This window comes from Natrinema halophilum, from assembly GCF_013402815.2.
Classification (GTDB): Archaea; Halobacteriota; Halobacteria; order Halobacteriales; family Natrialbaceae; genus Natrinema; species Natrinema halophilum.
The window spans coordinates 321,441-344,780 of the sequence record NZ_CP084880.1; the positions used below are offsets into that span (position 1 = coordinate 321,441).

At 61.6% G+C, this 23,340-nt stretch carries 19 protein-coding genes; 7 read left to right on the forward strand and 12 right to left on the reverse strand.

Annotation, left to right across the window (positions count from 1 at the left end; translation table 11 throughout):
• The first annotated feature begins 113 nt into the window (after positions 1 to 113).
• Positions 114 to 1,469, forward strand: a complete 1,356-nt coding sequence (locus HYG82_RS43345) for a dihydroorotase (protein ID WP_235218002.1) — start codon at positions 114 to 116, stop codon at positions 1,467 to 1,469.
• Positions 1,470 to 1,499: 30 nt separating this feature from the next.
• Here HYG82_RS43345 and HYG82_RS43350 read toward each other — a convergent pair whose 3' ends face one another.
• A complete protein-coding gene (locus tag HYG82_RS43350) occupies positions 1,500 to 3,221 on the reverse strand; it encodes an NAD(+)/NADH kinase (RefSeq protein WP_235218003.1) in 1,722 nt (573 codons plus the stop codon).
• Positions 3,222 to 3,671: 450 nt separating this feature from the next.
• Here HYG82_RS43350 and HYG82_RS43355 point away from each other — a divergent pair, with 450 nt between their 5' ends.
• Together HYG82_RS43355 and thrC are read left to right on the forward strand one after the other, a co-directional pair.
• A complete protein-coding gene (locus HYG82_RS43355; RefSeq protein WP_235218004.1) occupies positions 3,672 to 3,839 on the forward strand; it encodes a hypothetical protein in 168 nt (55 codons plus the stop codon).
• A 100-nt stretch (positions 3,840 to 3,939) separates the two neighbouring features.
• Positions 3,940 to 5,199, forward strand: coding sequence for a threonine synthase (gene thrC, locus HYG82_RS43360; RefSeq protein WP_235218005.1), 1,260 nt, complete (start codon positions 3,940 to 3,942; stop codon positions 5,197 to 5,199).
• 259 nt (positions 5,200 to 5,458) lie between these two features.
• Here the strand turns inward: thrC and HYG82_RS43365 are convergent, their stop codons facing one another.
• Complete coding sequence (locus HYG82_RS43365) at positions 5,459 to 6,496, reverse strand: LLM class flavin-dependent oxidoreductase (RefSeq protein ID WP_235218006.1); 1,038 nt, start codon at positions 6,494 to 6,496, stop codon at positions 5,459 to 5,461.
• A 240-nt stretch (positions 6,497 to 6,736) separates the two neighbouring features.
• The gene (locus HYG82_RS43370) at positions 6,737 to 8,374 is read right to left on the reverse strand and encodes an N-acyl-D-amino-acid deacylase family protein (RefSeq protein ID WP_235218007.1); all 1,638 of its coding nucleotides are present in this window, start codon (positions 8,372 to 8,374) and stop codon (positions 6,737 to 6,739) included.
• A gap of 151 nt (positions 8,375 to 8,525) precedes the next feature.
• Between HYG82_RS43370 and HYG82_RS43375 the strand changes: the two genes are divergently transcribed.
• Positions 8,526 to 9,758 (forward strand): Zn-dependent hydrolase, encoded by a 1,233-nt coding sequence (locus HYG82_RS43375; RefSeq protein ID WP_235218008.1) that lies wholly within the window; start codon positions 8,526 to 8,528, stop codon positions 9,756 to 9,758.
• 210 nt (positions 9,759 to 9,968) lie between these two features.
• Positions 9,969 to 11,297 (forward strand): 5'-deoxyadenosine deaminase, encoded by a 1,329-nt coding sequence (locus tag HYG82_RS43380; protein ID WP_235218009.1) that lies wholly within the window; start codon positions 9,969 to 9,971, stop codon positions 11,295 to 11,297.
• Here the strand turns inward: HYG82_RS43380 and phnE are convergent.
• The 3 genes from phnE to phnD are packed head-to-tail and all read right to left on the reverse strand — an operon-like array spanning position 11,294 to position 13,874.
• On the reverse strand, positions 11,294 to 12,241 hold the full coding sequence (phnE, locus tag HYG82_RS43385) for a phosphonate ABC transporter, permease protein PhnE (RefSeq protein ID WP_235218010.1): 948 nt from the start codon (positions 12,239 to 12,241) through the stop codon (positions 11,294 to 11,296). The two genes, HYG82_RS43380 and phnE, sit on opposite strands and share 4 nt — an antisense overlap.
• Entirely contained in the window at positions 12,238 to 12,987 is a 750-nt protein-coding gene (locus HYG82_RS43390; RefSeq protein WP_235218011.1) for a phosphonate ABC transporter ATP-binding protein, read from the reverse strand. Before HYG82_RS43390 ends, phnE begins: the two co-directional genes overlap by 4 nt.
• A 2-nt stretch (positions 12,988 to 12,989) precedes the next feature.
• Positions 12,990 to 13,874: a phosphate/phosphite/phosphonate ABC transporter substrate-binding protein gene (gene phnD / locus HYG82_RS43395; protein ID WP_235218012.1), complete on the reverse strand. Its 885-nt coding sequence runs from the start codon at positions 13,872 to 13,874 to the stop codon at positions 12,990 to 12,992.
• A 284-nt stretch (positions 13,875 to 14,158) separates the two neighbouring features.
• On the opposite strand from phnD, the gene HYG82_RS43400 reads away from it, so the two are divergent.
• Positions 14,159 to 14,428, forward strand: coding sequence for a sulfurtransferase TusA family protein (locus HYG82_RS43400; RefSeq protein WP_235218013.1), 270 nt, complete (start codon positions 14,159 to 14,161; stop codon positions 14,426 to 14,428).
• 69 nt (positions 14,429 to 14,497) lie between these two features.
• Here the strand turns inward: HYG82_RS43400 and HYG82_RS43405 are convergent, their stop codons facing one another.
• From HYG82_RS43405 to HYG82_RS43425, 5 genes are all read right to left on the reverse strand, one after another.
• Positions 14,498 to 15,310, reverse strand: coding sequence for a hypothetical protein (locus HYG82_RS43405; RefSeq protein WP_235218014.1), 813 nt, complete (start codon positions 15,308 to 15,310; stop codon positions 14,498 to 14,500).
• A 265-nt stretch (positions 15,311 to 15,575) separates the two neighbouring features.
• Positions 15,576 to 18,026 carry a xanthine dehydrogenase family protein molybdopterin-binding subunit gene (locus HYG82_RS43410; RefSeq protein ID WP_425495434.1) on the reverse strand — a complete coding sequence of 817 codons (2,451 nt, stop codon included), beginning with the start codon at positions 18,024 to 18,026 and terminating at the stop codon, positions 15,576 to 15,578.
• Positions 18,023 to 18,568, reverse strand: a complete 546-nt coding sequence (locus HYG82_RS43415; RefSeq protein WP_235218015.1) for a (2Fe-2S)-binding protein — start codon at positions 18,566 to 18,568, stop codon at positions 18,023 to 18,025. Before HYG82_RS43415 ends, HYG82_RS43410 begins: the two co-directional genes overlap by 4 nt.
• A 280-nt stretch (positions 18,569 to 18,848) precedes the next feature.
• Positions 18,849 to 21,293 (reverse strand): xanthine dehydrogenase family protein molybdopterin-binding subunit, encoded by a 2,445-nt coding sequence (locus HYG82_RS43420; RefSeq protein WP_235218016.1) that lies wholly within the window; start codon positions 21,291 to 21,293, stop codon positions 18,849 to 18,851.
• Positions 21,286 to 21,831 carry a (2Fe-2S)-binding protein gene (locus HYG82_RS43425; RefSeq protein WP_235218017.1) on the reverse strand — a complete coding sequence of 182 codons (546 nt, stop codon included), beginning with the start codon at positions 21,829 to 21,831 and terminating at the stop codon, positions 21,286 to 21,288. Before HYG82_RS43425 ends, HYG82_RS43420 begins: the two co-directional genes overlap by 8 nt.
• 253 nt (positions 21,832 to 22,084) lie before the next feature.
• Between HYG82_RS43425 and npdG the strand changes: the two genes are divergently transcribed.
• Positions 22,085 to 22,753 (forward strand): NADPH-dependent F420 reductase, encoded by a 669-nt coding sequence (npdG, locus tag HYG82_RS43430; protein WP_235218018.1) that lies wholly within the window; start codon positions 22,085 to 22,087, stop codon positions 22,751 to 22,753.
• Between the two features lie 160 nt (positions 22,754 to 22,913).
• On the opposite strand, the gene HYG82_RS43435 is transcribed toward npdG, so the two are convergent.
• Positions 22,914 to 23,294 (reverse strand): Rid family detoxifying hydrolase, encoded by a 381-nt coding sequence (locus HYG82_RS43435; RefSeq protein ID WP_235218019.1) that lies wholly within the window; start codon positions 23,292 to 23,294, stop codon positions 22,914 to 22,916.
• Between the last annotated feature and the right edge of the window lie 46 nt (positions 23,295 to 23,340).

The following is a 23,340-nucleotide window of genomic DNA, read 5'->3' on the forward strand; positions in this document are numbered from 1 at the left end:
TCGGTCCCGAAGCTTCACTGCTGGTCCACACTCGGATCGGGTCGGGTTCTGGTCCGAGCGTGCGTACCCGCGTACCTGAACTGTTATGATACCCGCGCGTGAGTGTACGAACCATGACGGATTGTCTCGTGGAGAACGCTCGTGTCGTGACGAATGCAGGGCTGCAACGTGGATCGATTGCGATCGAAGACGGATCGATCACGGCGATCGATACTGAACTCTCGGTGACGGGAGCCGACGCCGAAACGGTCGTTCAGGCGGACGGTATGGTCGCACTTCCGGGTGCGATCGACGTCCATACGCACATGCACGACCCGTCGTTGTTCCCGGACGATATCGACTTCGCCTCCCAGACCGAAAGCGCCGTCGCCGGTGGCGTGACGACCGTCGTCGAACTGCCCACGCAAACACCCGTAACGACACCTGCAGCCGTTCGAGAGAAGCGAGACAGCTGTGCGGATTTGGCACACATCGATTTTGGACTCGTCGCCGGGAACGTACAGGAAACGGATATCGACGTCGAGGGGATCGTCGAGGCCGGCGTGCCGGATTTCAAAACGTTCACGGCGGACCCGTACCGCGCAGACGACGAGACGATCCTCGATCTGATGACGGCTGTCGGTGCCGCCGGCGGTTCGGTTCGCGTCCACTGCGAGTCACAGGCGATTTTGGATCGCGCGCGCGACCGTCTCGACGGGACCGATCCGGAGCTGTATCCCCGTTCGCGCCCGATCGAGGCCGAACTCGAGGCCATCAGTCGCGTGGGATGGCTCGCGGAATACGCGGACTGTCCCCTCCACGTCGTCCACATCTCGAGCGGGAGCGGCGCTGCGGTCGCCGATCGGTTCAAATCCCGTGCGAACGTTCCGGTGACGCTCGAGACGTGCCCGCAGTACCTCGGATTCTCCACCGAGGACGTCGAGAGGAAAGGTCCGTTTCTCAAGGTCAATCCGAGTCTGAAATCCGCCACCGAAGTCGAGCGACTCTGGCAGGCGCTTCGGGACGGGACGATCGACCTCGTTGCGACTGATCATTTCCCGACACACCGCGCGGACCGAGAGCGAGGGTGGGAGGACATCTGGGAGCCCTACGCGGGCCTTCCGGGTGTCGAGACGATGCTCGAGTTCCTCGCCAGCGAGGGCGTCCACGAGGGCCGGATCTCGTGGCCGCGGCTCCTCGAACTCGTCTGTGCGCGACCCGCCCGCGAGGCCGGCGTTTTCCCACGGAAGGGATCGCTCGAGGTGGGGACGGATGCCGACATCGTCCTCCTTCGAAACGATCCGTGGGAGGTGTCGGCGGACGAGTTGACCTACAACGGTGGATGGACGCCGTTCGAGGGTCGGACCTGGAGCTGGCGGGTCGACACTGTCATCACGGACGGAGAGATCGCAGCACGCGAACACGACGTGGTCGCAAAACCAGGTGACGGATCGTATCTTTCTCGCGGACCCCGGATACCGGTCGAGTAACGGGACGAACGTCTGCCCCCCGGAGTATCGTCAGTCGGTCATACTCGTCGCTGAGGTCTGAAGCGCCTCTGCGTCCTGGAGGTGTGCAAGCAGGGTGTCGTGAAGCGGCCCGTTCGATCCGAGCAGTTCGTTTCTCGTATCGAGGGCGGTGTTCGGATCGTAAGGGGTACCGTCGGCGTTCGTTACGGTCGCGCCGGCTGTCCGGGCGATGACGATCCCCGCATTCACGTCCCAGGGGTAGGTATCGTACTCCCAGACGGCGTCCGCGCTCCCGGCCGCGAGGTAACAGAGGTTCAATGCGGCGGAGCCGAGTCGACGAACGCCCCGTGCCTCGTGATAGCTGTGGGACAGGAACGAGCCGTCCGGATCGTATCCCGAGAGCAGCATGCACTCGTCGAGGGACGTTCGTTCGGTCGTCGAGAGCGGCTTACCGTTGAGCGTCGCTTGTTCGCCGCTGATCGCGCTGAACATCTCGTCCGTCTCGGGTGCGTACACGACCCCAACGACGGGGGTATCGTTCTCGAGGAGCGCGAGCGAGACGGAGTAGTTCGGGTTCCCGTGGGCGAAGTTTCCGGTGCCGTCGAGCGGATCGAGCGACCACGTGTAGTCACTCGACCCATCTCGCTGAACGGATTCCTCCGAGCGGATTCCGTGGTCGGGGAACTCGCTTTCGAGAACGGTCGTGATGATGTTCTCGGCTTTGTAGTCCGCCTCGGTGACGATATCGGACTTGTCAGTCTTGAACTCGACTGACTCCGTCTGCCCGTGGAGTTCGCGAAGCGCGGGCCCGGCCGCACGCGCCGCCTCCTCGGCGACTTGCTTCGCTCGTTCGAGAACGTCGCCCTCGTTTCGATCGTGGGTCCGTTGTCGCCACACCTGTTTCGAGCCCGTGTCCGCTTTTCCGTCACGGACTCCCCAGCCGAGCTTCTCCGAGACGGACGTGAAGAACTCGTCGTCGTAGCTCGTATTGACGACGTGAGCCGGCGTCTCTGCTCCTTCTATGGTGACGACGGCGTCCTCTTCGAGTTCCGTCTGGGCTCGGCCGCCGTCGACGAGCAGGTTCGCCGGTCCGGCGGAGACGACCCGGACGGTCGTGTCCGCATCGACGATGAGCGGCCGGACACCGAGCCGGTGCGTGTGAAGCGGGACGACCTGCAGTGAGGCGTTGTTTTTGGGATAGTGGATCGGGCCACCGGCCGAGAGCGAAACGCCGGTCGAACCTGTCGGCGTCGAAACGGCGAGTCCGCTTCCCTCGTACTGGCCGATGAACTCTTCGCCGGCGAACACCTCGAGTTGCGTGATCTTCCGTTCGACCGGATTCTCCGGCGGAACGTGCTCTATCATCACGTCGTTAATGCCCGTACAATCGACGCCGTCGGCGTCGACGTGTAACTGCTGGCGCTGATCTATCGTCGCCTTTCCGGTGACGGCCTCCGTCAGCGCGTCGGTGAGATCGGACGGTGAGATACTCGCGAGGAAGGCGAGGGAGCCAGCGTTGATCCCGAGAATCGGGATCTGCTTGGGGCTGAACTGGCGGACCCCTTCGAGGTAGGTTCCGTCGCCACCGAGGGTGACGCCGAGATATTCCGTTCCGGGATCGTAAACCGGGTCGATATCGTCGCCTACATTCACCGCGTTGACGGGGATGTTCTGTTTGCGGCCCCATTCTTCGATCGTTGCGAGTTCCTCGTCGCTGTCGGGACTGATGAGGACGATGAGTTCTTCCGTCGTGGCTAGTCGTCTTCCAATCATGGATATACACGGTGCTAACCGTCTCTGGCGAAACCGTCGCGCTATGAGCGACGCTTCTTGCGGGTAGTTAGCACCCAGCATTTATGACGCGTGTCTTGACTATAAACATTGGGTGCTGTGGGGCCGATTGTGGCCGATGTGGCGGCGTTTGTGACTGTTCCCACGGAATCTGGATCGGCAACAAACGGACCGACATTCCGCCCGGAACTCGAGCATCGACGTCCCATCTGCGACTGGCTTTCCGCGGTAGCCGCGACGAAAACAGATGTAGCCGTTTCGAGTGCCCCCTCGAGAGTGGTCTCCGCACACGCAGCGTATACGACATCGAACACCAAGCATTCTACAGCGAGCGTTTTCGCGGCTCTTCGCGAGTCTTCTCGTATTTCGGCACGTCTCCGTCGCGAGCCCCCAGTCTCGACTCGGCTCGCCCTATCGCGGAGAGATGGAAGGATGACTGACGTCTCGTGGCGCCGTATCGATCGACTCGAGCGACGTCGACGGACGCTTCCTCGCGGACGGTCGGTCGCGGCAGAAATCGGTCTGCGAATCAACTCTGCTGCCGTCTCTCTCGGGCTGACCCGCAACCGCGTTCGACCGGTCTCGGATTCTCCGACGTGAGTACTATGGCCGGGCCATTTCGTTCCTCTCTGTCGGTGGCGGACAGCCAAGTGGAAGCGCGAAGCAAGTCTTTATGTGAGCCGCCTGCTTTGTCTATCCTATGGCGATGGACCACGTTACTACACTCGAGTGTACGATTTGCGGGAAAGAGTACGATCCGGATCAGATCATTTACACCTGCCCGGAACACGAGGGTGTCTCGGGCATCCTCGAAGTGAAGTACGATTACGACGTCATCGACGACAACTTCGACGCCGAACTCGACGGCAACATCGATAGTCAGTGGAAGTACGAGGCGTTCCTTCCCGTCGACGACGAAGCTGACGTCGTAACGCTCAACGAGGGCGGAACGGATCTTTTCGACGCCCCGAATTTGAGCGAGGAACTCGGCGTCGAAACCCTCGTCAAAGACGATGGTCGGAACCCGACCGGCTGTTTCAAAGATCGTGCGAGTTCCGTTGCGGTCACGAAAGCGAAACACGCCGGTCGCGACATCATTACCTGTGCATCGACCGGGAACGCAGCCGCCTCGCTTTCCGGTTACGCCGCACGCGGTGCGCTCGACTGTCGGATCTTCGTCCCCGGTGACGCTCCTGCCGGAAAGCTCGCACAGCCACTCGTCTACGGTGCCGACGTTCTTGCCGTCAACGGATCGTACGACGAGGCGTACGACCTGAGCGTCGAGGTCACCGACGAGTACGGCTGGTACAACCGCAACGCGGCGATCAACCCGTTCCAGGTCGAAGGGAAACGAACCGTCGGACACGAACTCGCCGAACAGTCGAAAGTACGCGGTGAGATTCCGGACTGGATCGTCTTCTCGATGGGAGACGGCTGTACGATCGCTGGTGCCTGGAAAGGCTTCCGCGAATTCTACGAACTCGATTACGTCGACGATACGCCCAAAATGCTCGGCGTTCAGGCCGAGGGCGCATCCGCAATCCACGACGCGTTCCACGACCACGACGATGTCCAGGACATCGCCGATACGCTTGCCGACAGCATTGCCGTCGGTCGGCCCCGGAACACGATCAAGGCGTGCCGTGCACTCGAAGAAAGCGGCGGCACTTCCCTCCTCGTCGAGGACGACGCAATCCTCGAGGCTGAGAAACTGCTGGGAAGCACCGAAGGGATCTACACTGAACCGGCCGGTGCGACGCCACTCGCCGGCGTCAAGCGCGCGATCGAAGACGGGATCATTCAGTCCGACGAAACGGTCGTCATCAACTCGACCGGGTTCGGACTCAAAGACACCGAGAGCGCGAAACAGGCGACCGGTGACGTCATGCGGATCGACCCGGACATCACGGAAGTCCAACAGCGCTACGACGTCCCGGCATCCGCAGCGGCCGACGACTAAGCGACGCGATTTGAGGGTGACCTTTTTCCGCCGGTATCGGACGACCCAATCGTCCCGGGATCGAATTCGTTCCTCGAATACGGAGCCGACATCTCTAATCCCGTGATCCCGGGTCCAGCCACCGCCAGAGAGGGACGATCGTGACAGCTTCGAGCCGGTTCCGAGCCGAAAACGAACCGCGAGAATACCATAGACCGCGAGACCCTCGCAGGCCCCGTCGGACACACCACCTGCGGTGAATTCCAGTCTCCGGATACCGCTAGAGGTAGCCGTCTGCGAACTCGTCGATCATGAGCTCTGGATCGTCACCGAGCGGGTACAGGATCGGGCACAGACAGCCGTTGTCGGCGTACTCCCGGACCTTCTCGCGACACTGTTCTGGACGACCGCTCGCCGTCAACTTGTGGACCACCTCGTCCGGGATGAGGTCCATCCCTTTCTTGATGTCGTCCTTGTCGGCCGGCCAGCCACCGATGGCGTCTCCCACCTCGTCGATCAGGTCCTGACTCACGCCGCTGGCTTTCATGATGTGTGGCTGCTGGCCGAGATACTGCGTGATGAGTTCCCGGGCGTTGTCCAGTGCCTTCTCTTCGTCGTGGTCCATCGAGCAGACGATCAGTTGCGGTCGATCGATTTCGTCGATGGATCGATCCGATCGCTCCGCCCCGGTCTCGAGTGCGTCGAGCGCCTTCTGGTTGTACTCGGGACTGACGAGGTAGTTCATGAGGGCTCCGTCCGCGAAGTGGCCCGTCAACTCCATCATCTTGAACCCGGTCGCACCGACGTACACGGGCACGGTCCGGGGACCGGAATCGCCGTGAACGACGTCGAGTTCGATGTCACGGACGTTGACGTGCTCGCCGTCGTATGTCACGTTCTCCATCTCGAGCAGCCGTTTCGTCACTTCGACGCACTCGCGCATTGCCCGGGGCGCGTCCGACCGGTCGACCCCGACCTTCTCAGCGAGGGGGTCCCACCAGGCACCGATCCCACAGAGGACCCGGTCCGGTCCGGCTAGTTCCTCGAGGGTGCTCATCGTCTGTGCGATGAGGGCCGTGTTTCGCGTCCAGTTGTTGATGACGCCGGAGCCGATTTTGATGTCGTCGGTGACGGCGGCGTAGGCTGCCATCGGGGTGATGGCGTCCCGTGCGAGGCGCGATTCGGCCTGCCAGACCTCGTTGAAGCCTTGCTCCTCGGCGTACTGTACCAGTTCCATATTCTCTCGAATCGGGTGCTTGTCCTGCAGGTAAATCCCGACTCTGTCGCTCCCGTCGCTTGCCTCGTGACTGTAGCTCATAGAGTCGTTCCCAAGTAGAAGAGCGGGTGATATATAACTATGGGGCAAGGTAGCACAGACCCGGTATACGTTCGCGCTGTGCCATCAGACCGGGAACAGCTGAGGCGTCTGTGTGGCGAACCGAGTCGAGGTATCCGAGCAGTGAAACCGGTCTGGATGCAGGTGTTGCAATCTGTCGTGGTCCAGTCCGTCGCAATCCGGCGAACGCTGGGTGCCACACGCGTGTGCGATTCGCGCCAATCAAGAGAGTCGGCGAGAACGAGATGGCCGAGTCTGTCCGTCCCACTCTTCGGTCGAGCGGAGCACGGAGCCGTTCCGTCGCTCGGTCGGTTTGCCGTCTTCGACCGCGATTTCACCGCCGACGAGAACGAAGTCGAAATCCTCCGTCAACTGGTTCGGCTCTTCGTACGTCGGCCGTTCGACGATCGCGTCGAGATCGAACGCCACGAGATCGGCGACGTATCCCTCTTTTACGTATCCCCGGTCTGGAAGCCCGAGAAGGTCGGCCGGTCGACCCGCCGCCTTGTACACCATGCGTTCGAGCGTCAGCGCCTCGCGTTCCCGGACGTATCGTTCGAGGATCCGCGGGAACGTCCCGATCGCTCGCGGGTGGGGTTTGCCGCCGAAGATGCCGTCGCTGCAGAACGTCCCTCGCGGATCGGCGAGGAAGCGCTCGATGTCGGTTTCGGACATGATGAAGTCCGCCATCGTTACGTCGAGGTCCTCTTCGACGAGGAGGTCGCACATCGCGTCGACGGGATCCCGATCGCGTTCGGCGGCGATTTCCGCGATCGTTTCGCCCTGGTGTTGTCCGCTTTCCGTCCGCGTGATCAGGATATTGTCCCACGTCCCGGCCGCGCGGGCGAGATTCTCCCAGTCACCCTGCTCCGAGATGTCCGTGGCGATTCGCTCTCGCGCCGACTCGTCGCGGAGCCGTTCGAGGATCGCCGCCGAATCGTCCTGTCGCGCCCACGGTGGCAACAGCGCCGTGAGCATCGTCGAACCGGCAGTATAGGGGTACTGATCGAAGGAAACGCGCTGTCCCCGTTCTTCCGCGTCGTCGAACAGTGAGAGGACGTCTTCGGAGGCGCCCCAGTTTTGCTGGCCGCCAACTTTGAGGTGGGAGACGTGCGCGTCACAGCCGCCGCGATGACAGATGTCGAGGTACCGTTCGATGGATTCGACAACGTAATCGGTCTCGTTCCAGACGTGGGAAATCATAAACGAGTCGTACTCACCGAGGGTCGACGCCAGCGCTTCCAGTTCGGGGTCGCGCCCGTAGGAACTCGGCGGATAGATCATCCCTTTCGACAGTCCGAACGCACCCTCTTCGATTGCAGCGGCCAGTTCCGCCTGGAGCGTCTCGAGTTCGTCGTCCTCGAGCGGGCGGTCTTCGAACCCGGCCAGCAGCGATCGGAGGTTTCCGTGGGGGGCGTAGAAGGCGGTGTTGACGGCCGGCTCCGCGTCACTCAGCTCGTCGAGAAACCCGTGTACGGTCGTCCACGGCCATTCGTCCCCGATCGTGCCGTCGAGCGACTGGATTCGGTTCGCCCACTCCTCGTTGAGGTCCGACGGGACGGGAGCGACGCTGACGCCGTCCTGCCCGAGAACTTCCGTCGTGACGCCCTGCGTTATCTTTTCGGCCGCCTCCGGCTTCTCGAACAGACGAAGTTCCGAGTGGGCGTGCATGTCGATGAACCCCGGTGCCAGAAACGAGCCGTCGAGGTCGACTTCGCGGTCGGCACCGGCGGGATCGTCGGCAATTCGCTGGATTCGCTCCCCTTCGACGAGGACGTTCCCCGAGTACGCGTCGGCGCCACTTCCGTCGAGAACTCGTGCGTTACGGAACTCTATAGAGTCCGTGTTAGTAGTCGACATATTACTGTTATCGTGTATCGATGATTTGGTTCTTTTGGTCAGCACAGTGTGCCCGGCATTTTGGACGCTGTGGCAACCTCGTCACGCCGAACGCGCGGATACACGGTAGAGCGTCGGAATGTTAAAGACGGTGGGCTAGGTGTGATGATATATGACAACCGCAACGATAGACGAGCGACGGTTCCGCGAACGGTTCGACGAGTTCAGTCAGATCGGTGCGACCGATGCCGGTGGCGTGAACCGCCCGGCACTCTCCGACGAGAACAAAAAAGCGCGCGACACGCTGGTCGAGTGGTTCCGCGATGCGGGCCTCGAGGTGCGTATCGACGAGATGGGGAACATCTTCGGGCGCCGGGAGGGCCGCGATTCGTCTGCTGCCCCGGTCATGTCTGGCTCTCACATCGACAGCCAGTACAACGGCGGTCGGTACGACGGTGTCGTCGGCGTTTTGAGCGCTCTCGAGGTCGTCGAGGCGTTGAACGACGCCGGCGTCGAAACGGACCGCCCCCTCGAAATCGTCGCCTGGAGCAACGAGGAGGGTGTTCGGTTTCAGCCCGATATGCTCGGCAGCGGCGTGTTCACCGACGTCTTCGACCTCGAGTACGCATACGACCGGGAGGACAAGGACGGGAACCGGTTCGGCGACGAACTCGAGCGGGTCGGGTACAAGGGTGAGGAACCCTGCGAACCGGACGACATCCACTGCTATTTCGAACTCCACGTCGAGCAAGGACCGTTCCTCGAACAGGCCGATCTGAGCGTCGGCGTCGTCGAGGGCGTCTTCGGCTTTTCGTGGATGAACGTCTCGTTCGAAGGCCAGGCGAACCACGCCGGCCCGACGCCGATGAACATGCGCCACGATGCGTTCGTCGCCACGGCGGACGTAACGAAGGCCGTCCGCGAGATAACCGCGACCGAAGGGACCGACCTCGTCGGCACGGTCGGCAGCGTCGACGTCTGGCCCAACGCGATCAACGTCATCCCCGAACGCGTCGAGTTCACCCTCGACTTCCGGTCGTACGACAACGCGGTCGTCGAGACGGCCGTCGAACGCATCCAGAACGAGATCGAGTGGGCCGCCGAACGGGAGGGTCTCGAGTACGAGATCGAGGAGATCATGCGGGTCGATGCCGATCCGTTCGACGCGGACTGCATCGAGACCGTCGCCAACGCAGCCGAGGATGCCGGCTGTGAGTACACCCGGCTGGTAAGCGGTGCGGGACACGACGCCAATTATCTGAACACGATCGCGCCGACGAGCATGATCTTCGTTCCGAGCGTCGACGGAATCAGTCACCGGGAGAACGAGTACACCGAGTGGGAAGACATCGTTACCGGCGCAGACGTCCTCCTCCGGGCCGTCACGGAACAAGCGTCGCTCTGAGGACCGCGGGTATCCTCCGCTGTGGCTTTCGGTTCCTCCGCTGTGGCTCTCGTTCCGTTGTGGCTTTCGGTTCCTCCGCTGTGGCTCTCGTTCCATTGCCGAGGAATTCGAGCGGTTCGTCTGCCAAATGATCGTGCCGATCGCAATCGCTCGCGAAACGCATTTCCGATGTAGTAATCATTTTAACTGTCCGGGGAGAGTAACGAACGGATGATACTATCTGGCACAGTCCTCGCCGATTCCGAGACCGTCATCGACGATGGGAGTGTGGTCGTCGAGGGGTCACGAATCGAAGCGGTGGGGCAACGGGACGAGGTCGTCGATCGGTATCCGGATCGGGAGGAACGAACGTTCGACATCCTTCTTCCCGGGCTCGTCGGGGGACACATCCATTCGGTCCAGAGCCTCGGGCGAGGCATCGCGGACGATTCGGAGCTGCTCGACTGGCTTTTCGAATACATCCTTCCGATGGAGGCGTCCCTCTCGGAAGCGGAGATGGAAATCGCGGCGAAACTGGGCTATCTCGAGATGATCGAGAGCGGGACCACGACGTGTATCGATCACCTGTCCGTGAACCACGCCGACCGCGCGTTCGAGGCGGCCGGCGAAATGGGGATCCGCGGTCTGCTCGGCAAAGTCCTCATGGATCAACGGTCGCCGGAGGGCCTCGACGAAGCGACCGACGACGCGCTCGCCGAGACGGAACGGCTCATCCAGAAGTATCACGGCTCATTCGACGACCGCATCCGGTATGCCGTGACGCCCCGGTTCGCCGTTTCGTGTACCGAGGAATGTCTCCGCGGCGCTCGCGAACTCGCGGATGCGTACGACGGCGTCCGTATCCACACACACGCGAGCGAAAATCAAAGCGAGATCGAAACGGTCGAATCGGACACCGGGATGCGGAACATCCACTGGCTGGACGAGGTCGGTCTCACCGGAGAGGACGTCGTGCTCGCCCACTGCGTCTGGACAGACGAGAGCGAACGCGAGGTGCTGGCCGAGACCGGGACCCACGTCACCCACTGCCCGTCGTCGAATATGAAACTGGCGAGCGGGATCGCGCCCATCGTGGACTATCTGGACCGCGGCATCAACGTTGCGCTCGGGAACGACGGCCCGCCCTGTAACAACACGCTCGATCCGTTCACGGAGATGCGACAGGGCAGCCTTCTCCAGAAGGTCGACCATCTCGATCCCGTCGCGGCACCGGCAGAGACGCTCTTCGAGATGGCGACGATCAACGGCGCGAAAGCCGCCGGTTTCGAGCAACTCGGAGAACTGAAACCCGGGTGGCGGGCGGACATCGTCGGCGTTCGCACCGACGTGACTCGTGCGACGCCGTTGCACGATCCCCTCTCCCACCTCGTCTTCGCCGCCCACGGTGAGGACGTCGTCTTCTCGATGGTCGACGGAGAGGTCGTAATGGACGACGGTGACGTTACGACCGTCGACGCGGACGAGATCCGCCAGCAGGCACGGGATGTCGGACTCTCGCTCGAGGAACACCGCGATGCTGCGGACGAAGTACGGCCCTAAACCATTGCCGCTCGGAGGCGACTCGAGAGATAATCGCAACTGACGACGAGGACGAACACCGCACCGATCGCCGTGAGTAACTTCGGATACTGGAGTCTGTTTATCGTGATGGTGAGGTAGTAGCCGAGCCCACCGGCACCGACGAACCCGAGTATCGTCGCGGACCGAATCGCACACTCCCAGCGGTACAGCGTGTACGACACCAGCGTCGGCGTGATCTGGGGGACCATCCCGTGGACGACCGTCTGCAGTCGCGTCGCGCCGGTCGAGTAGACTGCCTCGACGGGGAGCGGATCGGTATCCTCGAGGAAGTCCGCGTACAGCTTCCCGAGCACACCCCCGTTGTGAATGCCGATCGCCAGCGCCCCGGCGAACGGGCCGAGACCAATCGCCGCCACGAACAGGAATCCCCACACGAGGTCCGGAACCGACCGAAGGAAGCTCAACACGCCGCGGGCGATCCGATGGAGCGCGAGGCCGACGTACCGCGTCGTCGGGCTCGAGCGATCGTACAGCGGCCCGCGGTGCGTTACGTTCGCGGCGCCGACCAGTGCGAGCGGAATCGCCAGACCGACAGCGAGCACGATGCCGACGATGCTGATTGCGACAGTTTCGACGGCGGCCCACAGCAGCCCATCTCGAAGCGTCCGCCCCAGCAGATACTCCCTCGAGACGTTCGGTGGAATTCCGTCAGCGATAAAGCTCCACATCTGCCTCCGCGCATCAGCGCTCAGGAGGGCGACGAGATCGACTTCGGCGATCCACGCGGCGAGACCGAGTAGCAGCCCGAGGACCAGTACCCACGTCAGAGACTGCTTCGACAGCCCGCCGCCGGCCGTCCGTTCCGGTGGCGTCGAATCGCCTACCGAATGCAGACGTGGATCAGAGAGCCGGGCCACGTTCGTCCCCGGTTCCTCGTTGTGCTCTGGCCCCCCAGCAGTCATCGTCTCACAGCCTCCTGTTTCGTTCGCTGGCCCTCGTCGTCGCCGAAGATCGCCTCGAGGAGTTCGTCGTCGACCCGCTCGGCTGATCGATCGAATGCGAGTCCCCCGTCGGCTATTCCGAGTATTCGGTCGAATCGTTCCAGAGCGAGGTCGACGTCGTGCATCACGACCATCAGTGCGCGATCCGCCGACGACTGGTGCAACAGATCGACGATCGTGTCGCTCGTCGTCGGATCGAGGTTCGCCGTCGGTTCGTCGGCGAGCAATACCCGCGCGTTCTGCAATACCGCTCGGACGACCGCGACACGTTGGCGCTCGCCAGCACTGAGCTGATCGGCGCGGGTATATACGTACTCTCCCAATCCGGCGGCTTCGAGGAGTTCGATCGCTCGATCAGTATCGGAGGGGACGAACGGCTCGATCAAGCCGCGGAGCCGGGAGCACGAGCCGATCTGACCGACGATGCTGTTCTCGAGGGCGGTTCGCCGGCCGATCAGCGTGTCTGCCTGGTAGACGAGCGCCACGTCGTCGTTATCGTAGTGATGCGTCCCGTCGAGTGAGACCCGTCCGACGTCCGGCTGGATCGCGCCCGCTGCCAGCCGAAGGAGCGTCGTTTTTCCGGCGCCCGACGGACCGATCACGGCGACCGATTCGTCGGCAGCGATCGAAACCGAGAGGTCTCGAACAGCCGGGGCTGATGCGCCTTCGAACCGCTTTGTGACGTTCTCGAACGAGAGCAACGACATGATTAGACGTCTGTAATTCCCATCAGCTCGACTGCTGCCTCGATATCTGCGAAATCGTCGTGATCTGCTTCGACGTATCGGTCGACGTTTAGCTGATCGAGCATCTCGTCCGAGACTGACTCGTGGAGGGTGAGAAACGCCTGTTGAATCTCCTCGGCCCGATCGTCGTCGACGGACGGGCCCACGGCCCACGGGTAGTCGGCAAATGAAGGCGTTCGCCAGATTTCGATGGCTCCGTCCGTTTTGCCCGCTTCGTGCTTTGCGTCGAAAATGCGTGCGTTCAACGAGCCCGCATCGGCGTCTCCGTTCGCGACCGTCCGAACCACAGCATCGTGAGCACCGACGTGGGTAGTCGAGAGGTCCGCCTCGAGATCGATGTCCCACTCTTCGTTGGCGTAGTACGTGGGCATAACGGTCCCGGACGTGCTAATCGGGTCGCCGAACACGAAATCGACGTCGGATGCGTCGCGGAGGTCGGTCGGGTCTTCGATTCCGCTACTTTCGTGGGCGACGAAGACGGATTCCCACTTCGTCGATCCGTCCTTTTCACCGACGGCGATCGCTCTGACGTCGGCGCGCTGACTCGCGATGACGTACGAAACGCCGCCGAAGTACGCGATATCGACGTGATCTCCGGTCGTCGCTTGAACGAGTCCCGCGTAATCCGACGTCGTATCGAGGCTGATCGTGACTCCGAGTTCATCCTCCAGGTGGTTCGCGAGTGGCGTGTTTTTGTCGATGGCTGTATCCGGATCGACGTCCGGGATAACGCCGATAGAGAGTTCGTCGCTCGTTGCACTTCCGAGACAGCCCGCCGTAGAAACGACGCCTGTCCCGAGTACACCAAGAAACGTACGTCTGGTTGAGCGCCCGCGAAGCTGCGTCATTATCCTTGATGAAAGATCCCGTTCGGTATAAAATTGGTGTCAGTCGATTTGAGCCACAACTGTGCCACAGGACCTGTTGTGTACTTTCTGTGGCGATCGAACGAAACGGCACTCTCGCGAGTACGCCGCCATCTCGATTAGGGGCAACTGACTGCGGGCCAGAAACGGTATCCTGATCACGCCATTCCTCTCGGCTGCAACGATGGTCTCGAGCTCGTCAGCCCCATCCATCTCGGAGACGATCGTCACTAACTGTTATTACGAACGTGACCGTACTGGCGGACGTGCACATCGACGTCAGTGGAATGGTTTGCCCGCAACCGGTGAGCATCGTCCGCCGCTGTCTCGAGGAACTCGAACCCGGCGACGAACTGGTCGTTACCGGTGATTATCCGCCAGCCGAACGCAGTATTTGCAGAACCTGCTACAAGCACGGATATGCGGTCACCGATGCCACCGACGACGACTCTGACGGTGCGGAAACGTTCACCCTTCGAATTCGTGTAACCGAGGGCGTCACACCCTCCACGGGTGAGACGAGACACCGTAACTGATCGGTCGGTAGCCGCCGAAACCGCACCGGTTCACCGCCTTGCATCGCCTCCAGTTCCGGATGGTTTTCGTCACGAGTCGCTCTCAAAACCGTCGTCGAACCGCCACGCGAGAACTACTTCGTCGACCAAGCCGGCTTCCGTCCGATACCGTCCCTCGCGTCTGGCGTCGACGGTCCATCCGTCGGACTCGAGCGTTTCGATGGTACCCTGCTTCGTTGCCGGAAGCGGGCGGTAGACTTTCCCGTATCCTCGCGACCGGGCCCACTTGAGGCCGTACTCTCGCAGCCGACTCCCGAGACTGACATCGCCACCACTCGTTTCGACGACGCCGCTCGTTAACGTCACCGTGTGTTTGTCCTGCGGCCGAGACGAACTGAGAAGGACCCATCCCCGCATTTCGGTGGCCGTGTACGCGGCGTATGCGACGCGTTCACGCACACGATCCTGGCGAAACAGTCGTCCCTCGGTCGCCACCCGACGAGAAATCTGTTCCGTTTCAACGTCAGGGTTCTCGCCGTCGTTCTGCTGGAGACGCTCACACAGGTCGGTGTACCCCCTCCAGCCGACCGGGCGAATCGTAACGTCGCCGTTTACCGATCGAGCGGTGACGGTTTCGGGGTCGGGAAGCGTTGCAACGTCGAAACCGATTCGAAGTCGATTTCCATCGGCCGTGAGTATCCCGAGGCGTTTGAGTGCCACACAGTGATGGACGGCGGCACGCTGGTCGGTTACGGAATCGGATCGATAGACCAGACGCTCACGGGCCACCGGTTCGTGATTGCGGACGTACTCGTAGATGCGCCGCTGTCTCTCGCTGAAATAACGACACTGTTGATCCACTCGAGTCGTACTTTGGGCGTTACGTTGGTTGTCAGTGGCCATTCTCTTCCTCCGACGGCGCGTGCCCGCCTTCGAGAGCAGGTACCGTCCGCACAGGCTATCTACACGTTATCGAGCCACTTAACTCCTCAGCTGTGTGGCACGTTTGGCTGTCCGCCACAGATCCGTGGACGACAGCCACGTCGAATGGCACAACAGACACCGCGGTTTCCGTCCGGACGATATCCGAAACTATCCTCCTCGGACCGTCAAGCCACCAATGACCGCTGCAAAATAACGAGCTAGCAACGATGCTCGGACCGGCGCGTTACGCTTCGCGGCGCTCGATCGCCGCTTTGACGTCCGTCGCAGTGATCGGGAGCGACGTCATGCGCACCCCAACGGCGTCACTAATCGCGTTACTGAGCGCGGGTGGGATTCCGTTCGTCGGCAGTTCGCCGATGGATTTGGCGCCGAACGGGCCCGTCGGCTCGTGTGTTTCGACCAGGATCGTCTCCATCGGTGGGTGATCCGTCGTCCGTGGCATCCCGTATTGACGGAACCCGGTCGTCTGTGGGTTCCCCTCGTCGTCGAACTCCAACCCGCCACTCGTCGCGTACTCGAGGCTCATGTGTTGGCCTCCCTCGACCTGCCCCTCGGCAAGCGGTGGATTGATCGCAACGCCGCAGTCGGCCGCGTAGACCAGTTTGTTCAGTTCGAACTCGCCGGTCTCCTCGTCGACGGTGACGTCCACGAATTGCGCGCCGAACGGCGGCGGACTCTCGTCCGTCGAGTGGTGGCCGTCGCCCATGATCTGTTCGCGTTCGTCGTGGCCGTAGGTCGCTTCGTAGCCGATTTCCTCTAAGTCGACGCTCGCGTCCGTCTCCTCGCTGTAGACTTCCCCGTTTCCGGTCTCGAGGTTCGCTTCGGGTTCCTCGAGGAGTTTCGATCCCCAGTACAATAGGCGATCTTTGGCGTCTTCGGCTGCTTTTTTGACCGCCGTTCCGCTGATGTACGTCGTCGACGACGCGTAGGAGCCGTAGTCGAACGGCGTGATGTCAGTATCTGACGATTTGACGACGATATCATCCGGTCGACAGCCGAGCACTTCGGCTGCGACCTGGCTGAACATCGTATCGTTTCCCGTTCCAGTGTCGACACCGCCGACGTGAAGGTGGAACGAGCCGTCCTCGTTCATCATAAGTTTTGCAGCGCCGAGTTCCTTGCCAGCGACCCCGCTTCCCTGTGCACACATCGCCATCCCGACCCCACGATGGAGGTTGTCTTCCTCGGGTTGCTCGACGTCGTCCCAGCCGATCGCGTCCATGCCGCGTTCGATACACTCTTCCAGGCCACAGGAGCGAATTCGTCGGGCAAAACGATCGTCGTCCTTGAGGATGGTCGAAACGTCGTCGAGATCCCCCTTTCGTATCGCGTTTTGGCGCTTGAACTCGATGGGGTCTATCCCGAGGTCGCGGGCAACCTCATCCATGTGTGCCTCGACGGCGAAGTGACCCTGTGGGGCACCGTACCCGCGCATCGCGGCACCCATCGGCAGGTTCGTGTGAACGACGTCGCCCTCGAACCGGATGTTCGGAACGCGCGGATACAGCGGAAGCGCCTTTGTTCCGACGTTCGTTGCGACCGTCATCCCGTGGGTGCCGTACGCTCCGGCGTTCGAGCGCGCATAGAGGTCCATCGCCACGATCGTCCCGTCCTCGGTCACTGCCGATCGCATCGTCATGTCCATCGGATGGCGCGACCGCAGCGCGTAGAATTCCTCCTGTCGCGTCATCTCGAGTTTGACGGGTCGGTCGACCTCGAGGTGAAGTGCGAACGCGATCGGTTCGATCGCCATCTCCTGTTTCGCGCCGAAACCGGCGCCGACGCGGGGTTTATCCACGCGGATATCTCGGATCGGCACGTCGAAGACGTGCGCGAGCTGTCGTCGCGTGTGATTTGGCACCTGCGTTGCGGTGATGAACGTGTATCTGTCGTCTTCGTCCGTATAGGCGATCGTCGTGTGGGGCTCTGGAACGCAGTGGGACTGATACGGCGTGTCCAGTTCGGTCTCGTGTACATGGACGTCGTCACGCTCGAACGCTTGCTCGACGTCGCCGATTTCTCCTTCGAAGTGCGACTCGAGGTTACGTTCGTACTCCGCGCCGCTCTGTGCGTTTTCCACCTCGTCGTCTTCGAACAGCCGTGGCGCATCCGGTTCCATCGCCCTCTCTACGTCGAAAACGGCGTCGCGTTCCTCGTACTCGACCTCGATCGCGCGGGCGGCTCGATCCGCGATCTCACCGGTTTCGGCGGCGACGGCCGCGACCGGATCTCCCACGAACCGAACGTGTCTCCTGAGAACGCGCATATCCCACGGACTCGGTTCCGGATAGGACTGGCCGGAACTCGAGTACAGCGTGTTGGGAACGGCGTCGTCCCAGGGTGTGACGACTGCGTATACGCCGTCCATCGATTCGGCCTTGCTTGTATTGATATCTGTCACGATGCCGTGTGCGACGTCGCTGCGGACGACCGTCCCGTGGGCGAGGTCGGGAAACTGACGGCTGTAATCGGCTGTATACTGCGCCTCGCCCGTAACGATCTTCCGCGCGTCGTCCTTTTCGACGTCCGTCGTGAGATTTTCGCGTTCGTCACTAGGTTTGCGGTTGTTCTCCGGTTCGTCCCACTCCATCGGGGACTGCTCGGAGTCGGCGACTCGTCGCTCGCCTTCTTCGGTCGTGTCGTCGGGACGATCTCGTTCAGTCGGTTTACTCATCGATCCGTCTCACCTCGTGAATCGACCTCGAGTCCCGTGTCCTCGCAGCGACACGAGTATCCGCCATCGGCAGCAACCGTCTGCTCACCCATTCGTTCCGATGCCTCGAGGACCGCTTCGACGATTTTCTTGTATCCGGTACACCGACAGAGGTTGTCAGACAGCGCCTCCCGGACTTCAGCCTCGCTCGGTGATGGGTTCTCCTCCAGCAGCGCCTTCGATCGCATAATCATCCCCGGAATACAGAATCCACACTGCAGCGCCGAGTTGTCGACGAACGCCTGCTGAACCGGGTGCAGATCGTCCTGAGTGCCGAGCCCTTCGACCGTCTCGATGGTCGCACCGTCGGCCTTCACGACCGGCGTTATACACGACATCGTCGGCTCTCCATCGATCTGGACGGTACACATTCCACACGCGCCGGTGTCACAGCCGCGCTTAGCACCGGTGTATCCGTTCTGACGCAACACGTCGAGCAGGAGGTCTGATTTCGATACCTCGAAGGACCGTTCGTTACCGTTGATTGTACATTCGATGTGCATATGGCTCACTCTATGGGGGATGCTACCACTATACCTCACACCACACGTACCGGAACCTTAAGATTTGTCGAGGTTTCTGCTCACTAATAATATGTAATAAAACATTTTTGGAGGTTATCCTTATTCACAGATACGTGAGATCACGAATGCCTGAAAGTCCCGAATCCGCGAACGACGTCCGTTCGATAGGTCGGGAGTGTGACCCGCGGAGACGGGTCAGATAACGGAGAGTGCGAAGAATGGAGGGAATGGTGGTCCGAAGTGTCAGATTGGGGTTAGCTCACTCGTCGTCTTCGAGGGCGGCTCTGATTTTTTCCGGGGTGATCGGCATGTCGGTGATCCGAACGCCGACCGTTTCACGGATGGCGTTGCTCAGCGCGGGCGGAACCGTGTTCGTCGGCACTTCCGCCACGGATTTGGCGCCGAACGGGCCGGTCGGCTCGTGCGTTTCGACCAGAATCGACTCGATCGTCGGCGTCTCCGACGCCGTAGGCCAGTCGTAGTCGCCGAAACTCGTCACCTCCGATCGGCCGTCGTCGTCGAACGTAATGCCTTCGCTGACCGCCATCTCGTAGCTCATGTGGTTTGCGCCTTCGACCTGTCCCTCTGCCATGCCGGGGTTGATCGCGACCCCGCAATCGACCGCGACGACGAGCTTGTTGACCTCGAACTCGCCGGTTTCTTCGTCGACGGTGACGTCCGCGAACTGTGCGGCAAACGGCGGCGGACTCTCCTCCGTGCAGTGGGTCCCTTTTCCGAGGATGTGTTCGCGTTCATCGTGCCCGTAGGCGGCCTCGTAACCGATCTCTTCGAGGCTGACGCTCTCACCCGTCTCTTCACTGTAGACCTCCCCGTCTCCCGTCTCGAGGTTCGCTTCGGGTTCCTCGAGAAGTTTCGAGCCCCAGTGAAGGATGCGCTCTTTCGCGTCCTCTGCGGCCTTTTTGACCGCCATGCCGCTGATGTAAGTCGTCGAGGAGGCGTACGCCCCGTAGTCGAAGGGCGTGACGTCCGTGTCGGACGATTTAATGACGATGTCCGTTTCGGGACAGCCGAGCACTTCGGCTGCGATCTGGATGAACGCCGTGTCCGCTCCGGTTCCGATATCGACGCCGCCGACGTGCAGGTGGAACGACCCGTCCTCGTTCATCATGAGCTGGGCGGCACCGAGTTCGTCGCCCGCGACACCGGTCCCCTGTGCGGAGAGTGCCATCCCGATGCCTCGGTGGCGGTGCTCCTCGTCCGGTTGGTCGATGTCGCCCCATCCGATCGCGTCCATACCGCGTTCGATACACTCGTCGAGGCCGCACGAGCGGATTCGTCGCTCTGCACCTTCGCCACCCATCATGCCGGCGATTTCGTCGAGATCGCCGACTTCCATGTAATGGCGTTTGCGGAACTCGATGGGATCGAGGTCGAGATCGCGGGCCACCTCGTCTAAGTGTCCCTCGAGCGCGAGGGTGCCCTGTGGGGCGCCGTAGCCACGCATCGCCCCCGTCTGTGGGGTGTTCGTGTGGACGATATCGGCTTTGAATCGCGCGTTCGGAACCTTCGAGTACAGCGGCATCGGCTTGCTACCGACGTTTCCGGCGACGGTCATGCCGTGACTCCCGTACGCGCCCGTGTTCGAGAGCGCGTACAGATCGATGGCTTCGATCGACCCATCGTCGGTAACTGCGGTGCGCGCTCGGACTTTCATCGGGTGTCGCGAGCGCATCCCGGCGAACTCCTCTTCGCGCGTCGCTTCGTAGATGACTGGACGGTCGGCCGCGAGGGCCAGCGCGAGCGGAATCGGCTCGACGACCATCGCCTGTTTGCCGCCGAAGCCGCCACCGACCCGTGGCTTCGAGACGCGAATGTCCCGAATGGGGATGTCGAACAGGTGAGCTAGCTGTCGGCGCGTGTGATTGGGTACCTGCGTACTCGTGACGAGTACGTGTCTGTCGTCCTCGTCGGTGTACGCGAGGGTGGTATGTTTCTCGATCTGGGCGTGGGACTGTCGGATCGTCTCCCACTCGGTTTCGTGGACGTGGACGTCGTCACGATCGACGGCCCCGTCGACGTCACCGATCTCGCCCTCGATCTGGGACATCCGATTGCGGCTGTAATCGTGCCCGACGATCTTGTTCTCGACCTCGTCGTCGCCGAATATCTGGGGGGCGTCCTCGGAGTATGCCTCCTCGGGATCGAGTACGTAGTCGTTCTCCTCGTATTCGACCTCGATGGCGTCGGCCGCGGCGCGTGCAGTCTCGGCGTCGTCAGCCGCGATTGCTGCGACCGGATCGCCGATGTAGCGGACGTGCTCGTTGAGCACGTTCATGTCCCATGGGCTCGGTTCGGGGTAGGACTGACCCGCGCTCGTATACTTCGCGTCCGGGGTTTCGTCGGACCACGGCGTCAGAACGGCGTGGACGCCGTCCATCTCTTCTGCGTCGTTCGTGTCGATATTCGCCACTCGACCGTGTGGAACGTCGCTACGGACGACGGCGGCGTGTGCGAGGTCCGGGAACTTCTTCTCGTAATCCGCTGTGTATTTCGCCTGACCGGTGACGAGTTTCGGATCGTCGTCTTTCTCGGCCGATTGGGAGACGCTGGCTCGTTCGTCGGGGGCTAGATTGTTGTTCTCCGGTTCGTCCCACTCGAGTGGATGGTCCTCGAATTCCGTGACGTCCTGTTCCGGGTGCGATGCGGTACCACCATCGGGCTTCGGATCGTTTTCGTTACTCATTCGTCTCACCGTTGCGTTCGGTTCCCTCGCAAGCGTTTGGGGCAGACGGCGTGCCGCCATCCGTCGCGACGGCCCCGTCACCGTTCATTCGCGCTGCGGCGTCGAGTATCGCTTCGACGGGTTTCTGATATCCGGTACACCGACACAGATTGTCGTCGATAGCCTCCCGAACCTCCGCTTCGGTCGGGTCGGGAGTCTCCTCGAGCAGTTCCTTCGTCTGGACGATCATTCCCGGGATACAGAACCCACACTGAACTGCGAAGTGGTCGACGAACGCCTGCTGGATCGGATGGAGCTCGTCCTGACTACCGATGCCTTCGATCGTCTGGATCGTTGCGCCATCAGCTTCCTGGACGGCTTTTCCACACGCCATCTCGGCGCTCCCTTCGATGAGGACCTTCGAAGCCCCGCAGATGCCACCGTCACAGCCGCATTTCACGCCCGTGTACCCTTCGCGACGGAGCACCGATGCGAGATCGTCGTCCGGCGCTGCCTCGATGTCAAGCGATTCGCCGTTGACGGTCAGGCTGAACTGCACTGTGATCCCTCCTGCGAACGTGTCACTAGCATACGTATCGTTGTGTAAGATGTGAGATAGCGCTACATATAACTATGGTTGGTTCGACGAGCCCGAACTGAGGCGATCGGACCGACAGTCTGCTTTTCATGGGCAAATCGTCGAACAGATCGTCGTGCCATAGATTGTGTCGGCCGGCCACATGAGCTTCGGAGTGGCCACAGACGCCTCGTTCAGGCATAGTTCTAAGAGCGTGACTCTCGAGATCGAAACTATGGAGATTGCACTCCTCGGCGGAACTGGCGATATCGGTGAAGGACTCGCTCTGCGGTGGGCTCGTGACACCGAGCATAGCGTCGTAATCGGCTCGAGAGACCCGGAGAAGGCAACGAGCCGGGCGAACGATTACGACGAACTCCTTTCGGCTCGTGGTGTCGATATCGACGTAACCGGTGTTGGCAACGAGGAAGCCGCGGCGACTGCAGATGTCGTCGTCGTGAGCGTTCCGCCCGAGTACGCCACAGATACGGTCGATACCATCGCATCGCAACTCGACGACGAGACCGTTCTCGTGAGTCCCGCAGTGGCGATGCGTCGCGACGGTGCGGGCTTTCACTACGAGGCCCCAGAGGCCGGCTCGGTCGCCGAAGCGATCGAGGATACAGCACCGAACGACGTCCCAATCGTCGGTGCCTTCCAGAACCTCGCGGCCGGCGCGCTCAGTGACCTGGATCGGGACCTGGCTGCGGACGTTATCGTCACCAGCGACGACGCGGAGGCAAAAGCTCTCGTGTCATCGCTTGCGGCAGAGATCGACGGGTTGCGAGCCCTCGACGGCGGTCCGCTTGCCGTTACCGCGCTCGTCGAGAGCATGACGCCGCTCTTGATCAACCTCGCGATGAACAACGACGGAATGCACGACCTCGGCGTTCGATTTCAGTAACGGCCTTCGCCGGTCTCCGCGACTGAGACCGCCGAACAGAACCAACTGCGGATGGACGTTCGTGAGCAGTTTTCGCGTTCCGACCGCGACCTCGGTGCCGACACCATCGGCTCAGTAGTGGTTTCTCAAAACGGATGAAGACCCGATTGCTGTGGCCGACTCAGTCGTTTGCGGCGATCGCTTCGATTTCGACGCCGACGCCCTTCGGCAGGTTCGCCACCTCGACGGCGCTCCGGGCCGGGGGTTCATCATCGAAGAATTCGGCGTACGTTTCGTTCATCTCGTCGAAGGACTCGATGTCGTCGAGAAAGACCGTGACCTTGAGTACGTCGCTCATCTCGAGGTCGGCTTCTGCCAGCACGGCTTCGACGTTGGACAGAGACTGTTCAGTCTGGACGGCGATGGGTTCGTCGTCGAGTAATTCGCCGTCAGGCGTCATCGGAATCTGACCGGCAGTGAACGTCACGTCGCCGTTGGTCGTCGCTTGACTGTACGCACCGACTGCAGCCGGCGCTTCGTCAGTACTGAGGATACGCTTCATACGGTTTGCATACAGGTACGACCGTTTAAACGTTACCAAGTGAGGG

What these genes read in the sequence shown, in the direction of transcription:
- HYG82_RS43370 (WP_235218007.1), bottom strand. Translation starts at nt 8,374, where the DNA reads ATGTCGACTACTAACACGGACTCTATAGAGTTCCGTAACGCACGAGTT.
- HYG82_RS43345 (WP_235218002.1), top strand. Translation starts at nt 114, where the DNA reads ATGACGGATTGTCTCGTGGAGAACGCTCGTGTCGTGACGAATGCAGGG.
- HYG82_RS43375 (WP_235218008.1), top strand. Translation starts at nt 8,526, where the DNA reads ATGACAACCGCAACGATAGACGAGCGACGGTTCCGCGAACGGTTCGAC.
- HYG82_RS43355 (WP_235218004.1), top strand. Translation starts at nt 3,672, where the DNA reads ATGACTGACGTCTCGTGGCGCCGTATCGATCGACTCGAGCGACGTCGA.
- HYG82_RS43435 (WP_235218019.1), bottom strand. Translation starts at nt 23,294, where the DNA reads ATGAAGCGTATCCTCAGTACTGACGAAGCGCCGGCTGCAGTCGGTGCG.
- phnD (WP_235218012.1), bottom strand. Translation starts at nt 13,874, where the DNA reads ATGACGCAGCTTCGCGGGCGCTCAACCAGACGTACGTTTCTTGGTGTA.
- HYG82_RS43415 (WP_235218015.1), bottom strand. Translation starts at nt 18,568, where the DNA reads ATGCACATCGAATGTACAATCAACGGTAACGAACGGTCCTTCGAGGTA.
- HYG82_RS43405 (WP_235218014.1), bottom strand. Translation starts at nt 15,310, where the DNA reads ATGGCCACTGACAACCAACGTAACGCCCAAAGTACGACTCGAGTGGAT.
- HYG82_RS43420 (WP_235218016.1), bottom strand. Translation starts at nt 21,293, where the DNA reads ATGAGTAACGAAAACGATCCGAAGCCCGATGGTGGTACCGCATCGCAC.
- HYG82_RS43350 (WP_235218003.1), bottom strand. Translation starts at nt 3,221, where the DNA reads ATGATTGGAAGACGACTAGCCACGACGGAAGAACTCATCGTCCTCATC.
- HYG82_RS43390 (WP_235218011.1), bottom strand. Translation starts at nt 12,987, where the DNA reads ATGTCGTTGCTCTCGTTCGAGAACGTCACAAAGCGGTTCGAAGGCGCA.
- thrC (WP_235218005.1), top strand. Translation starts at nt 3,940, where the DNA reads ATGGCGATGGACCACGTTACTACACTCGAGTGTACGATTTGCGGGAAA.
- HYG82_RS43365 (WP_235218006.1), bottom strand. Translation starts at nt 6,496, where the DNA reads ATGAGCTACAGTCACGAGGCAAGCGACGGGAGCGACAGAGTCGGGATT.
- npdG (WP_235218018.1), top strand. Translation starts at nt 22,085, where the DNA reads ATGGAGATTGCACTCCTCGGCGGAACTGGCGATATCGGTGAAGGACTC.
- HYG82_RS43410 (WP_425495434.1), bottom strand. Translation starts at nt 18,026, where the DNA reads ATGAGTAAACCGACTGAACGAGATCGTCCCGACGACACGACCGAAGAA.
- phnE (WP_235218010.1), bottom strand. Translation starts at nt 12,241, where the DNA reads ATGACTGCTGGGGGGCCAGAGCACAACGAGGAACCGGGGACGAACGTG.
- HYG82_RS43380 (WP_235218009.1), top strand. Translation starts at nt 9,969, where the DNA reads ATGATACTATCTGGCACAGTCCTCGCCGATTCCGAGACCGTCATCGAC.